This window comes from Sphingomonas sp. NIC1 (assembly GCF_001638925.1).
GTDB classification, from domain to species: Bacteria; Pseudomonadota; Alphaproteobacteria; order Sphingomonadales; family Sphingomonadaceae; genus Sphingomonas; species Sphingomonas aquatilis.
The window spans coordinates 3,351,763-3,366,535 of sequence record NZ_CP015521.1 but is presented as its reverse complement, the minus strand read 5'-3'; the positions used below and the strand labels follow the sequence as shown (position 1 = coordinate 3,366,535).

The window sequence follows — 14,773 nt, the reverse complement described above, 5'->3', positions numbered from 1 at the left end:
ATGGTAGCGGGCGGGGGCATGGCATTCGTCAGGGGGAGGATTTTCGTGTCCCACATCGATTCCAGTTTTTCGCGTCGTGCGCTGATCGCGCTGCGCTCCAGCACCGTCGCGATCGGCAGCGTGCTGCTCGTCACCGGCGGCACCGCCTTCGCGCAGGAAGCGCCCAACCCGCAGTCGCCGACCGCCAACCCGCCCGCCGCCGCGACGGTGCAGGCGCCGGCCCCCGCCGCCGACCCGACGCCGAACCAGGCCGCCGCCGCCCAGCAGACCGCCGCCAATGCGGCCGCCGATGATGGCGACATCGTCGTCACCGGCATCCGCGCCAGCCTTGCCAATTCGGCGAAGATCAAGCGCGATTCGACGCTGATCGTCGACAGCGTCTCGGCCGAAGACGTCGGCAAGCTGCCCGACGTGTCGATCGCCGACAGCCTTGCCCGCTTGCCCGGCGTCACCGCCCAGCGCCTCGAAGGCCGCGACCAGCGCCTGTCGATCCGCGGCCTCGGCCCCGACTTCTCCACGACGCTGCTCAACGGCCGCGAACAGGTGACCGTCGGCGACAACCGCGGCGTCGAATACGATCAGTATCCGTCGGAATTCTTCCGCAACGTTAATGTCTACAAGTCGGCGAACGCCACGCTGATCGCCGCCGGCATCTCGGGCACCGTCGACCTGCGCATGCTGCGCCCGCTCGATCAGTCGCAGCGCGTCTTCGCGATCAACGCGCGCGGCCAGATGAACGGCATCGACAATCTGAACCCGGATTCGTCGCGTTACGGCTATCGCGCTTCGGCGACCTACATCGACAAGTTCGCCGACAACACGCTCGGCATCGCGATCGGCGTGTCGGCGACGCAGACGCCCTCGCAGGACGAACGCTACAACGCCTGGGGCTATTCGGGCAGCGGCACCGCGGCCGACCCCTATGTGCTGGGCGGCGCCAAGCCCTATGTCCAGTCGAATGAGCTGCGCCGCTATGGCGCGGTGGCGACGATCGAATGGGCCCCGTCGGAGAATTTCCACTCGACCTTCGATGCGCTCTATTCACACTTCACCGAAGAACAGCGCCTGCGCGGCATCGAATTCCCGCTCGGCTTCTCGGATCCCGTCAAGAGCGGCATCACGACGAATAATGGTTTCGCCACCGCGACGACGTTCAGCAACGTCTTCGCCGTGCAGCGCAACGACTATAACAAGCGCACCGCAGAGAACCTGTCGCTCGGCTGGAACAACGATTTCAAGATCGCCGACAATCTGCACTTCAACGTCGATGCCAGCTGGAGCCGTGCGGACCGCACCGACTTCCTGCTCGAAACCAACACCGGCACCGGCTTTGCGAAGAGCGGCGTCGCCGATCGCGTGACCGTGACGCAGAATGCGAACGGCACCTACAAGATCGTGCCGACGCTGGATTACACCAACACCAGCATCTTCAAGCTGACCGACCCGCAGGGCTGGGGCAACAACGGCACGCAGCCGGTCGTCCAGTCGGGCTTCCTCAACCAGCCGAAGTTCCGCGACGACCTGAAGTCGCTGCGCGCCGCGCTGAAGGGCGATATCGACGGCAGCATCATCAAGAGCTGGGAAGTCGGCGGCAACTACAGCCGTCGTGAAAAGACCAGCGCCTACACCTCCTACTTCCTCTGCCCGACCGGCGGCGGCACCAACTGCACCGTCGCCAGCGGCACCCCGCTGACCGCGCCGCTACCCACCGCCGCGCTGCTCGGCACCAACATCCCGCTGACCTACCTCGGCATCCCCGCGATGCTGACTTGGGACCCGCTGTACGTCTACAACAACGCGCTGAACAAGGCGTTCGACGGCCGTCCCTCGGCGCTGGTCCGCGACAATGTCGTGACCGAGAACGTGTGGACCGGCTACGCCCAGGCGAACATCGACGGCGAACTCGGCGGCAAGTCGGTGAAGGGCGCGCTCGGCGTACAGGTCATCCGCAGCGAACAGCGCGGCACCGGCCAGATCGCCAGCGTCAACAACGGCATCGTGACGATCGCGCCCGCCGACCAGAAGTCGACCTACACCAACGTCCTGCCCTCGGCGACCTTCTCGGTCGAGCTGATCGACAGCGGCTACGTCAAGCTGGGTGCGTCGCAGACGATGATCCGTCCGCGCCTCGACCAAGAGCGCGTGACGCAGGATGTGTCGATCAACCTTGCCAACATCCAGGCGAACAACACCAACCCGGCGCTGAATCCGGTGTTCACGTCGAACGGCGGTAACGTCGCGCTGCGGCCGTACCAGTCGACCAACATCGACATCTCGCTGGAAAAGTATTTCGACGGCGGCGGCTATGTCGCTCTGTCGGGCTATTTCAAGCACCTCACCGACTTCGTCGATCCGAACAATGCCTATGCGTATGACTTCTCGGGCCTGCTCGGCGGCCTGACGGCGGCGCAGCAGCAGATCATCACCCGCAACAACCTGCAGATCGGCAACGTGTCGGCTCCGGCCAACACCGGCCGTGGCGAAGTGCTGGGTGTCGAAGCCACGCTGTCGCTGCCATTCAAGACGCTGACCAGCGCGCTCGACGGCTTCGGCATGTTCGTGACAGGCAACTACACCGACTCGCGCATCGTCTATCGGAACAATCCGACGCCGATCACGCTGCCAGGCCTGTCGGACGTCGTCGCCAGCGGCACGCTGTATTTCGAAAAGTACGGCTTCCAGGCGCGCGTCAACTATCGCTACCGGTCGGACTTCCTCGCCGAAGTCGCGGGCCTTTCGGCCTCGCCGACCTACCGCACGGCAAAGTCGGAAGGCATCCTCGACGCGCAGATCGGCTACGAATTCCAGGAGGGCTTCCTCAAGGGCTTCTCGATCCTCGCCCAGGCGAAGAACCTGACCGATCGTCCGTTCATCACCTACCAGAACAACGACGTCCGTCAGGTGATCGACTATCAGCGCTACGGCCGCGATTATTACATCGGCATCACCTACAAGTTCTGATCAGACGCACTGACTTACCCGACGCCCCAGCCGTCATCCCAGCGAAGGCTGGGATATCCCGGCGAGGGCGCGGGACGGGAGCCGCACAAGGCCCCAGTCTCCGCTGGGGCGTCGGTTTCGGATCGGACCTTACCGTTTCCTTCCCCGGAAACCTTCGGGCTGTCGTCATGTGACGGCAGCCCGTTTTCTTGATAGGCCAGCAGCATGGCGGACACTCCTCTCACCACGCCCATGACCACGATCGTCATCGCCGGTGGCGGCACCGCGGGCTGGATGGCCGCGGCGGCCTTCGGCGGCCTGCTCGAAAGCGGCTACCGCATCCGGCTGGTCGAATCCGAAGAGATCGGCACCGTCGGCGTCGGCGAGGCGACCATCCCGCAGATCCGCCTGTTCAATCAGGCGCTGGGGCTGGATGAGGACGCCTTTCTCCGCGCCACCGGCGGCACGTTCAAGCTCGGCATCGCTTTCGACGGCTGGCGCGAGCCTGGCCACAGCTACATGCATGCGTTCGGCGACGTCGGCCGCGACGTCGGGCTGATTGCCTTCCAGCATTATTGGCTGCGCGCGCGCCGGCTCGGCCTCGCCAAGCCATTGGACGCCTATGCGCTCAACGAGGTCGCCGCGCGCGTCGGCCGCATGCACCGCGGCGGGCCGATCACCGCGCAGACGCTGCCGACGATGCCCTACGCCTTCCACTTCGACGCGGGGCTGTACGCCGCTTACCTGCGACGCTTCGCCGTCAACCGCGGGGTCGAGCGCACCGAAGGCAAGATCGACCGCGTCGAACGGAACGGCGACACCGGCGATATCGCAGCGCTAGTCCTCGCCTCGGGCGAACGCGTCGCGGGCGACCTGTTCCTCGACTGCACCGGCTTTCGCGGCCTGTTGATCGAGGGCGCGCTCGAAACGGGCTATGACGACTGGACGCACTGGCTGCCGTGCGACCGCGCGGTTGCCGTGCCCAGCGCGAACGTTGGCGCACCGCTGCCGTACACGCGGGCGATCGCGCGCGAGGCGGGGTGGCAATGGCGCATCCCGCTCCAGCATCGCACCGGCAACGGCTATGTCTATTGCAGCCGTTATCTCTCCGACGATGCAGCCGCCGCGGCGCTGCTGGCGAATATCGAGGGCGGGGCACAGGCAGACCCCCGCCACCTTCGCTTCGTCACCGGCCGCCGCAAGCGTGCGTGGAACCGCAACGTCGTCGCGCTGGGCTTGGCGAGCGGCTTCCTCGAACCGCTCGAATCGACCAGCATCCACATGATCCAGTCGGCCATCGCCCGGCTGGTGAAGCTGCTCCCGGCCTTCCCGATCGCCGACGCGCTGCGCGACGAATACAACCGCCAGACCGATTTCGAGATCGAACGCATCCGCGACTTTCTGATCCTCCATTATTGGGCGAACGGCCGTTCGGAGCCGTTCTGGAAGGAACGCCGCGAGGCCGACCTACCCGACACGCTCCGCGCCAAGATCGCGCTCTGGCAACAGGCCGGCACGATCACGCGCGAACATGAGGAGCTGTTCACCGAGGACGGCTGGCTGCAGGTGCTGGCGGGGCAGGGGGTGCAGGCAGCCGCCTATCACCCGCTCGCCGATCAGATCGGCGTCGAGGACTTAGGTGAATATATGGAAACGCTCGACCTGCTCTACCGCCGCGAAGCCCAGGCCATGCCCCCCCACGCCGACGTCATCGCCCGCCACTGCGCCGCCCGGGCCTGAACCTCCCCGTCATCCCATTCCGCCACCGTCATCCCGGCCCTGAGCCGGGATCCCGCTTCTTCTTCTGCACCGGCCGGGAGTAGCGGGACCCCGGATCAAGTCCGGGGTGACGAACATTAGATGTCGCCGCGCCCCGTATAGGATCGTTTCGCCCAAGGCGTTGATGTTGTCTATCTTCAGGCGGAAGCCCGCACGATCAACCGCGGCTGCAACAGCGCCGTATCGGTCGGCTGGTCCGCGATCCGGCGCAGCAGCGTGTCGACCAGCACCTCGCCGGCCTTGCGATAATCCTGCGCGATCGTGGTGAGCGGCGGCTGTGTCGTCGCCGCGGCTGGAATGTCGTCGAAACCGATGATCGCCACATCCTCTGGCACGCGCCGCCCCGCTTCGGTCAGCGCGCGCACCGCGCCGAGCGCGATCAGGTCGGATGCCGCGAACAGCGCGTCGAACGGCAGGTCGCGCGCCAGCAGCCGCTTCGTCGCGTCATAGCCCGATTGCTCGACCGACAGCGCATCGGCGTGCAGGCCGGGATCGACCGGCAGACCCGCCGCGCGCAGTGCCGCGCACAGCCCGCGATACCGGTCGCGGAACTCGGGATAATGATCGTCGGCGTCGCCGATGAAGCCGATCCGCGTGGCGCCGCGCGCGATCAGATGCTCGCCCGCCATCCGCCCGCCGGCGATATTGTCGCAGCCGATCGTCACCCCGATCGGATGCGCGTCGACCGATCCCCAGCGCACGAAATGCGTGCCCTGCGCCACCAGCGCCTCCAGCCGCGCCTTGTACAGCTCGTAATCGCCATAGCCGAGCAGGATGATCCCGTCCGCCTTGCGGCTGTCCTCATAGTCGGTGTGCCAGTCGGCGGAGAGCTGCTGGAACGAGGTGAGCAGATCATACCCCCGCGCCGCGCAGGTGCGCAGGATCGACCCCAGCATGGAGAGGAAGAAGGGATTGATGAAGCTGCCATCGTCCAGCGGGTCTTCGAAGAAGAGCAGGGCCAGCGTCATGCTCTGCCCCCGCCGCAGTGACGATGCGTTCTTGTCGACCTTGTAGTTCAGCTGCCGCGCGATCGCCTCGATCCGCATCCGCGTCGCGCTGCTGACCGTGCGGTCGCCACGCAGCGCTCGGCTGACCGTCGGCTGCGATACGCCGGCGAGCGCGGCGATGTCGAACGAGGTCGGCGGCTTGTCGCCCGCGCCCGTTCCCCGTCCTCTGCTCTTCACGGCCATGCGGGACTGTAGCCAAAGCCGGGCGGTAGGGATAGCGGCGTTGAATACGTATGCCCTATGCTTGGCTTGGGGGCGCAGGGTCCGCACAAGGCGGGCCGGATGCGGCCGGCGACGGATCGGCTGCGCGTGACTTGGGGGATGCATGCTGAAGCTGGCCACACGAACCGCGACCGCGCTCGCGCTGCTGCTCGCCGCCTCCGCCGCGCCCGCCCAGACGGCACCCACCGATTACCGCGCGCGCCTGCCGCAGGACGAGGTGATCTACTTCCTGCTTCCCGACCGATTCGAAAACGCCGATCCCTCCAACGATCGCGGCGGCCTGACGGGCGACCGCACCGTCACCGGCTTCGATCCCACCGCCAAGGGCTTCTACCACGGCGGCGACCTCAAGGGGCTGACCAAGCGGCTCGATTACATCCAGTCGCTCGGCCCGACGGCCTTGTGGGTCGGCCCGATCTTCAAGAACAAGCCCGTGCAGGGCGCACCCGGCCAACAGTCGGCCGGCTATCACGGCTATTGGATCACCGATTTCACGCAGGTCGATCCGCACCTCGGCACCAATCAGGATTTCGCCGACCTCGTCGCCGCCGCGCACAAGCGGGGCATGAAGGTCTATATGGACATCATCATCAACCACACCGCCGACGTGATCCAGTATCGCGAATGCATCGGCCAGCGCGAATGCCCCTATCGCAGCCGCGCCGACTATCCCTACCAGCGCCGTGGCGGCGTGACGGGCAAGCCGATCAACCCCGGCTTCGTCGGCGACCAGGACCGCACGGCGGCGAACTTCGCGAAGCTCACCGATCCGACCTATGCCTACACCCCCTTCGTGCCGCCGAAGGAAAAGGACGTGAAGGTCCCGGCGTGGCTGAACGACGTGACGCTCTACCATAATCGCGGCGACACGACCTATCGCAACGAAAGCTCGACGATGGGCGACTTCGTCGGCCTCGACGACCTGATGACCGAGAACCCGCGCGTCCTCAGCGGCATGATCGACATCTTCGGCGGCTGGATCGACCGCTACGGCATCGACGGCTTCCGCATCGATACCGCCCGCCACGTCAATCCTGAATTCTGGGCTGCCTTCGTTCCCGCGATGGAAGCGCGCGCCAAGGCGAAGGGCATCCCCAACTTCCACATCTTCGGCGAAGTCTCCGACCATGAGGTCCGCCCCGCCGTGCTCGCCCAGCACACGGTGGTCGACAAGCTGCCCGCCGTGCTCGACTTTGCGTTCCGCCAGGCGGTGGTCGAAACGGTCGCCGGCACCCGCGGCACTGACGCGTTCGAGGCGTTGTTCGACGGCGACGCGCTCTACGCCAAGGGCTATGACACCGCGATCCAGCTGCCAACCTTCACCGGCAACCACGACGACGGCCGCTTCTCCACCTTCGTGCGCAAGGCCTTCCCGAACGTGAGCGATGCGGAGGTGCTGCAACGCGTGATGCTGTCGAACGCGATGCTGCTGAGCTTGCGCGGCGTGCCGACCATCTATTCGGGCGACGAACAGGGCTTCGTCAGCGACGGCAACGATCAGGACGCGCGCGAGGACATGTTCGCGAGCAAGGTCGCCAGCTATAACGACAACCGTCTGCTCGGCACCAGCAAGACGACCGCGACGGAGAGCTTCGGCCGGGACAATCCGCTGTTCCGCCAGACCGCGATGCTGGCCAAGCTGCGGACCGCCACCCCCGCGCTGACCCGCGGCCGCCAGTTGCTCCGCGCCCGTGAGGACACGCCGGGCCTGCTCGCCATCTCGCGCTTCGACCCGACGAACGGGGCGGAGGTGCTGCTGGCGTTCAACACGTCCACCACGCCGTTGACCCGTCAGGTCGAGATCGGCGTCGGCGCCACCGGCGCCAAGACGCTCGCCGGCACCGGATGCGGCGCTGTCGCCGCGCCCGGCAGCCTCACTGTCACGCTGCCGCCGCTCGGTTATGCGATCTGCGCGCTGACCCCAGCACGATGAGCCACATGCAACCTCCCCAGGACCGCCCCCAAGACCGTGCCTGGTGGCACGGCGCCACCATCTATCAGATCTATCCGCGCAGCTTTGCCGATTCGAATGGCGACGGCATCGGCGACCTGCCCGGCATCACCGCGCACCTCGATCATGTCGCGAGCCTTGGTGTCGAGGCGATCTGGCTGTCGCCGTTCTTCCGGTCGCCGATGGCCGATTTCGGCTATGACGTGTCCGATTATTGCGACGTCGACCCGATCTTCGGCACGCTTGCCGATTTCGACGCGCTCGTCGCCCGCGCGCATGCGCTCGGCGTGAAGGTCATCATCGATCAGGTCTGGGCGCACACCAGCGACCGGCACCCCTGGTTCGAGGAAAGCCGGGCCAGCCGCGACAATCCCCGTGCCGACTGGTACGTCTGGCACGATCCCAAGCCCGACGGCTCGCCGCCCAACAACTGGCAGTCGGTGTTCGGCGGCCCGGCATGGACGTGGGACGCACGCCGCCGCCAATATTACATGCACAACTTCCTGAAGGAGCAGCCGCAGGTAAACGGCCACCATCCGGCGGTGCAGCAGGCGTTCCTCGACGTCGCCCGCTTCTGGCTGGAGCGGGGCATCGACGGCTTCCGCATCGACGCGATCAACTTCATGATGTTCGATCCCGGCTTCCGCGACAATCCGCCCGCGCCGCTGGACGATGGCATCCCGCGCACGCGCCCGTTCGATTACCAGCTCCACACCTACAACCAGAGCCACGAGGCGATTCCCGGCTTCCTCGAACGCATCCGCGCTTTGTTCGACAGCTATGACGCGCGCTTCACCGTGGCCGAGGTCGGCGGGGCGGACAGCGACCGCGAGATGAAGTTGTTCACCGCCGAAGGCCGGCGTCTGCACAGCGCCTATGGCTTCGACTTCCTCTACGCCCCCGGCCTGACGCCCGCCGTGGTCGCCGAGGCGGTGGAGAAATGGCCCGAGCAGGACGGCGTCGGCTGGCCGAGCTGGGCGTTCGAGAACCACGATGCGCCGCGCGCGATCTCGCGCTGGGTCGCGCCGGAGCAGGCGCGGGCCTTCGCCCGGATGAAGATGCTGCTGCTGGCAAGCCTACGCGGCAACATCTTCCTCTATTATGGCGAGGAATTGGGTCTGACCCAGGTCGACGTGCCGTTCGAGGATCTGCAGGACCCGGAAGCCATCGCCAACTGGCCGCGCACCTTGTCGCGTGACGGTGCGCGCACGCCGATGCCATGGGCGGCCGATGCGCCCAACCTGGGGTTCTCGACCGCCAAGCCGTGGCTGCCGATCGGTGACGATCATGGTGCGCTCGCGGTGGACCGGCAGGAGCGGGACCCGCATGCGCTGCTCCACTGGACGCGCGACGTGCTCGCCCTGCGCAAAGCGCATCCGGCGCTGCTGACCGGCGACATCCGCATCGTCGCGGCGGACGACGCCATGCTCGCGATCGAACGGCGTGCCGCGGACGAGACGATGCTATGCGTCTTCAACCTGTCGCCCGAACCGCAGCGCTGGGCGCCGGACCAGCCCGACCAGTGGCAGACCGTCGCCGAGACTGCGACGCAGGGCTGGCATTTCGACGGATATGGCGCATTGATCGCCAAAAGAACGGGAGAGGCATGATGAGGCATTTCACGATCGGCGCCGCGATGGCGCTGGTGCTGGCGGCGGGCGCTGCCGTCGCCCAGACGGATCCCAATGCCGTCGCGCAAATCCCCACCGCCAGCTTCAAGCCCGTCGCCACCGCCACCTCGCCCGACGGCAGCATCGCGCTCACCATCGCCTTCGATAACGACGGCCGTCTGACCTATGCGGTCAGCCGCAAGGGCAAGGCGATCCTCAACCCCAGCCGGCTCGGCATCATGTTCACCGACGCGCCCAAGATCGAGCGCAACGTCGAACTGATCGGCCAGTCCAAGGCGAGCGGCGACAGCAGCTGGACGCAGCCCTTCGGCGAATGGCGGACGATCCGCGACCGCCACAATGAACTGACCCTCCGCTTCCGCGAGAAGACGGGTTTGAAGCGTGAGATGGACGTCACCTTCCGCCTGTTCGATGACGGCTTGGGCTTCCGTTACAGCTTCCCCGACCAGCCGAACCTGCATAACGCCAATATCTCGGACGAGCTGACCGAATTCGCCTTCGCACAGAACGGCACCGCCTGGTGGAAGCCGGCCTATCTGTGGAACCGCGAGGAATATCTCTACAACAAGACGCCGCTCGACGCGGTCGGCACCGCGCAGACGGTGATGACGGTGAAGCTCGCCGACGGGACGCATGCCGCGCTGCACGAGGCGGCGCTGGTCGATTATGCGGCGATGAACCTCGCGCGCAGCGAGGGAAATACCTTGAAGGCCTCGCTCACGCCTGGCGCGGGTGCGCCCAAGGTCACGCGCGCGGCGCCCTTCGCCTCGCCGTGGCGGACGATCATCCTGTCGGACGACGCGCCCGGCCTCTACATGAGCCACCTCGAGCTGAACCTCAACGAGCCCAACAAGCTCGGCGACGTCAGCTGGCTGAAGCCCGCCAAGTTCGTCGGCGTGTGGTGGAAGATGATCAAGGGCGAATGGACCTGGGCGACCGGGCCGCAGCACGGCGCGACCACCGCCAACGTCAAAAAGTATATCGACTTCGCCGCCGCCAACAAAATCCCGGGCGTGCTGGTCGAAGGCTGGAACGTCGGTTGGGACGGCGACTGGTTCGGTAACGGCAACGACATGCAATTCGACCAGCCGACGCCCGATTTCGATGCCGCGGAACTGACCCGCTACGCCAAGGCGAAGGGCGTCCACCTCGTCGGCCATAACGAGACGGGCGGCTCGGCGAGCCACTACGACGCGCAGCTCGACCGCGCCTTCGCCTATGCCCGCGATCACGGCATTCCGGTCGTGAAGACCGGCTACGTCACCGACGCCGCGCAGATCGAACGCGTCGATGCCGACGGCACGAAGAAGCGCGAATGGCATGAGGGGCAGTGGATGGTGAACCACTATCTGCGCGTCGTGCAGACCGCCGCCAAGTACAAGGTCGGGATCGACAGCCACGAACCCGTCAAGGACACCGGCCTGCGCCGCACCTATCCCAACTGGCTCGCCCGCGAAGGCGGTCGCGGCATGGAATATAACGCCTGGCCGGGCAAGAACCCGCCCAATCACGAAGCCAATATGTTCTTCACCCAATGGCTCGGCGGCCCGATGGACTTCACGCCCGGCATGCTGAGCCTGGAAGGGCAGGGCGGCAGCGCGTTGATGTCGACCGCGGCGAAGCAGCTGGCGCTCTACGTCGTCATCTATTCGCCCGTGCAGATGGCCGCGGATACGCCCGAAAACTACGCCAAGCACATGGACGCCTTTCAGTTCATCCGCGACGTGCCGGTCGATTGGTCGGATACGCGTGTGCTGAACGGCGAGGTCGGCGATTACGTCACCGTGGCGCGCAAGGATCGTGCGAGCGACGACTGGTATCTCGGCAGCATCACCAACGAGAGCGGCCGGACGCTGAACGTCGCCCTCGACTTCCTCGATCCGGGCCGCAGCTATACCGCCGAAATCTACCGCGACGGCACGGGGGCGGACTATCGCACCGACGCCCGCCACGCGATCGCGATCGAAAAGCGGCAGGTGAAGAAGGGCGACACGATGACGCTCGCGTTGGCGCCCGGCGGCGGTCAGGCAATCCGCTTCGTCGCCAGCGGCAAGGCTCGCCGGAAGTAAGTGGACGCGCGCTCGCCCCAATCACTCCGTCACCCCGGACTTGTTCCGGGGTCCACTCGTCCGCGGGGGGAACGCCTGAGCCTCTTGCCCGTCCCCCCGTTGCACAGTGGACCCCGGACCAAGTCCGGGGTGACGGAGAAGATGGGGCAGGCGACGGCGCTTCACCGATGACCCCACCGCCCCCCTCGATCGCCATCCTCGGCGGCGGCACCGCCGGCTGGATGGCCGCCTGCCTGATGGCCAGGGCATGGCCGCAGGCGCGCATCACCGTCATCGAATCCCCCGACATCGGCATCGTCGGCGTCGGCGAAGGCTCCACCCCGCAGCTCAAGGCGCTGTTCGATACGCTTGGGCTCGCCGAGGCCGACTGGATGCCGGCCGCCGACGCGACCTACAAGGCGGGCATCGCCTTTCATGGGTGGGCCGACGACACGCCCGCCTATTTCCACCCCTTCGCCGGCCAGATCGACCTCCATACGCAAGGTGCCTTCTTCGCCAGCACCCGCGCACGCCGTCATGGCGCCGACGTTCCCGCGCATCCGGACCGCTTCTTCCTCAACGCGAGGCTGGCCGAGGCGGGCCGCGCCCCGATCGCGCCCGCACACTTCCCGTTCCGCATCGGCTACGGCTATCATTTCGACGCGCATAAGGTCGGGCATGTCCTGCGCGACGCGGCGCTGGCCCGCGGCGTCGTCCATCTGCCGCGACGCGTGCGGGACGTCGTGGTCGATGCGGCCGGTCAGGTCGCCGCACTGACGCTGGACGAAGGGGATGCCCTCCACGCCGAGCTGTTCGTCGATGCCAGCGGTTTCGCCAGTGTCATCGCGCAACAGGCGCTCGGTGTGCCGTTCCGCTCCTTCGCCGATACGCTGTTCGCCGACCGTGCCGTGGTGATGCCCACCCCCCGGCAGGGCGCGCTGCCGGTCCAGACCAAGGCGACCGCGCTGTCCGCCGGCTGGGCCTGGGACATTCCGCTGACCAGCCGCACCGGTAATGGCTACGTCTACGCCTCACGCTACCTGTCGCCCGACGCGGCCGAGACGGAGCTGCGCCGTCACCTCGGCCTGCTCGATGCCGATGTCGCCGCCCGCCACCTCAGCATGAAAGTCGGGCGCGTCGAGACGAGCTGGACCGCCAACTGCCTCGCGATCGGCCTCGCCCAGGGCTTCATCGAACCGCTCGAAGCGACGGCGCTCCATATCGTACAGGCCACGATCGAAGGCTTCATCGGCGCCTATCAGGCCGGCAGCCGCGACGCCTTCAACGCCGCGATCGCGCGCCGCTACGACGGTATCCGCGACTATATCGTCGCCCATTACCGCCTCAACCGCCGCAGCGGAGTCTTCTGGCGCGACGTCGCCGCCAACGACGATCTGTCGGACGACCTGAAGGCGATCATGACCGCGTGGTTCACCGGCGGCGACGTCGCCGCAGTGGTCGAGGGGCGGGGCCTTGCCGGCTATTATGCGCCGATGTCGTGGGAAGTGCTGCTCGCCGGTTACGGCACCTTCCCCGATGCGACGCGGCTGCGCGCGGCGCCCCCCGTCGCCGACCTTGCCGCAATCGATACCTTGCTGAGCGGATGCCTGCTCAACTTCCCAGATCATCAGGCCGCGCTAGACGGCCACCGGAGGATGCCATGACCCCCACTGCCACTCGCCCGCGCCAAAGCTGGGCGGGCCTCTGGAATATCTCGTTCGGCTTCTTCGGTATCCAGATCGGCTTCGCGCTGCAGAACGCCAACATGAGCCGCATCTTCCAGTCGCTCGGCACCAGCCTCGATGATCTGCCCGCGCTGTGGGTCGCGGCGCCGCTGACCGGCCTGCTGGTGCAGCCGGTGATCGGCCACCTCAGCGACCGCACCTGGCTCGGCCGGCTGGGGCGGCGGCGGCCGTATTTCCTCGCCGGTGCGATCCTGGCGGCGATCGCGCTGCTGCTGATGCCGGAAAGCCCGGGGCTGCTGATGGCGGCGATGCTGCTGTGGCTGCTCGACGCCTCGCTCAACGTTTCCATGGAGCCGTTCCGCGCCTTTGTCGGCGATATGCTCGACAAGGATCAGCATGCCGCAGGCTATGCGGTGCAGACCGCCTTTATCGGCGCAGGCGCGGTGTTCGGGTCCATCTTCCCCTGGCTGCTCGAACATCTCGGCGTGTCCAACCAGGCGGCGGGCGGCGGCATTCCCGATACCGTACGCTATGCCTTCTGGTTCGGCGGCGCGGCGCTGTTCCTCGCGGTGTTGTGGACCGTGCTGACGACGCGCGAATATGCGCCCGACGAAATGGCGGCATTCGACGGTTCTGCGGCGGACGACCATGGCCACACGCTCCGTATCCTCGCCGCGCGCCGCTACGGCACCAGCATCGCCTGGATCGTCGCGGGGGCGATCGTGATCGTCGCCGTCGCCGCGATGCGGCTGGAGAAGGAGGTGTACCTGCTCGGCGCGTTGCTGGCCGGCTATGGTCTCGCCAGCATCGTCGCGATCGCCCGCGCTCGGGCGGGGCATGCGGCGGGCATGCTGGGCCATATCGTTGGCGATTTTGGCGGGATGCCGCTGCTGATGAAGCGACTGGCGGTCGCGCAATTCTTCAGCTGGTCGGCATTGTTCATCATGTGGATCAACACCACGCCGATCGTCGCGGGCGCCTTCTACGGCGCGCCTGACGCGAAGAGCCCGCTGTATCAGGAGGGCGCGAACTGGGTCGACGTGCTGTTCGCAACCTATAACGGCATCGCCGCGGTCGCCGCGCTCACGCTGCTGCCGGTACTGGCCAAGCGGATCGGGCAGGCGAAGACGCACATCATCGGGCTGCTGTGCGGCGCGGCGGGCTTTGCCAGCTTCTTCGTCATCACCGATCCCAAATGGCTGCTCGCCAGCGAGATCGGCATCGGCATCGCCTGGGCGTCGATCCTCGCCATGCCATACGCGATCCTCGCGTCCAGCCTGCCGCAGCGCAAGCTCGGTATCTACATGGGCCTGTTCAACGTCTTCGTCGTCGTGCCGCAGCTGCTGGTCGCGACGGTGATGGGGTCGATCACCAAGCATTTCTTCCCGACAGCGCCGATCTGGACGCTCGCCTTTGCGGCCGGAGCGCTGCTGCTCGCGGCGATCGCGATGACGCGGGTGGAGGCGGCGCGCGTCCCCGGCTAGAGCGGCGGCAGACTGCAAACGGGGAC

General features: G+C 66.8%; 8 protein-coding genes. 7 read left to right on the top strand and 1 reads right to left on the bottom strand.

The annotated features are described in order from the left end of the window. Window positions 1–45 precede the first annotated feature (45 nt). Window positions 46–2,961 carry a TonB-dependent receptor gene (locus tag A7E77_RS15695; RefSeq protein ID WP_063689523.1) on the top strand — a complete coding sequence of 972 codons (2,916 nt, stop codon included), beginning with the start codon at window positions 46–48 and terminating at the stop codon, window positions 2,959–2,961. A gap of 231 nt (window positions 2,962–3,192) precedes the next feature. Then, window positions 3,193–4,680 (top strand): tryptophan halogenase family protein, encoded by a 1,488-nt coding sequence (locus tag A7E77_RS15690; RefSeq protein WP_063689521.1) that lies wholly within the window; start codon window positions 3,193–3,195, stop codon window positions 4,678–4,680. Window positions 4,681–4,856: 176 nt separating this feature from the next. Here A7E77_RS15690 and A7E77_RS15685 read toward each other — a convergent pair whose 3' ends face one another. Then, complete coding sequence (locus tag A7E77_RS15685; RefSeq protein WP_017978953.1) at window positions 4,857–5,909, bottom strand: LacI family DNA-binding transcriptional regulator; 1,053 nt, start codon at window positions 5,907–5,909, stop codon at window positions 4,857–4,859. Between the two features lie 142 nt (window positions 5,910–6,051). Between A7E77_RS15685 and A7E77_RS15680 the strand changes: the two genes are divergently transcribed. The 5 genes from A7E77_RS15680 to A7E77_RS15660 all read left to right on the top strand — a co-directional run bounded on the left by A7E77_RS15680 (window position 6,052) and on the right by A7E77_RS15660 (window position 14,747). Beyond that, window positions 6,052–7,881, top strand: coding sequence for an alpha-amylase family glycosyl hydrolase (locus tag A7E77_RS15680; RefSeq protein ID WP_063689518.1), 1,830 nt, complete (start codon window positions 6,052–6,054; stop codon window positions 7,879–7,881). A 5-nt stretch (window positions 7,882–7,886) separates the two neighbouring features. Then, on the top strand, window positions 7,887–9,509 hold the full coding sequence (locus tag A7E77_RS15675; protein WP_063690052.1) for an alpha-glucosidase: 1,623 nt from the start codon (window positions 7,887–7,889) through the stop codon (window positions 9,507–9,509). Further along, complete coding sequence (locus A7E77_RS15670; protein WP_151895491.1) at window positions 9,506–11,599, top strand: glycoside hydrolase family 97 protein; 2,094 nt, start codon at window positions 9,506–9,508, stop codon at window positions 11,597–11,599. The genes A7E77_RS15675 and A7E77_RS15670 overlap by 4 nt, the downstream gene beginning before the upstream one ends. A gap of 167 nt (window positions 11,600–11,766) precedes the next feature. After that, window positions 11,767–13,242: a tryptophan halogenase family protein gene (locus tag A7E77_RS15665; protein WP_063689516.1), complete on the top strand. Its 1,476-nt coding sequence runs from the start codon at window positions 11,767–11,769 to the stop codon at window positions 13,240–13,242. After that, a complete protein-coding gene (locus tag A7E77_RS15660; RefSeq protein ID WP_063689514.1) occupies window positions 13,239–14,747 on the top strand; it encodes an MFS transporter in 1,509 nt (502 codons plus the stop codon). Before A7E77_RS15665 ends, A7E77_RS15660 begins: the two co-directional genes overlap by 4 nt. Window positions 14,748–14,773: the final 26 nt, after the last annotated feature.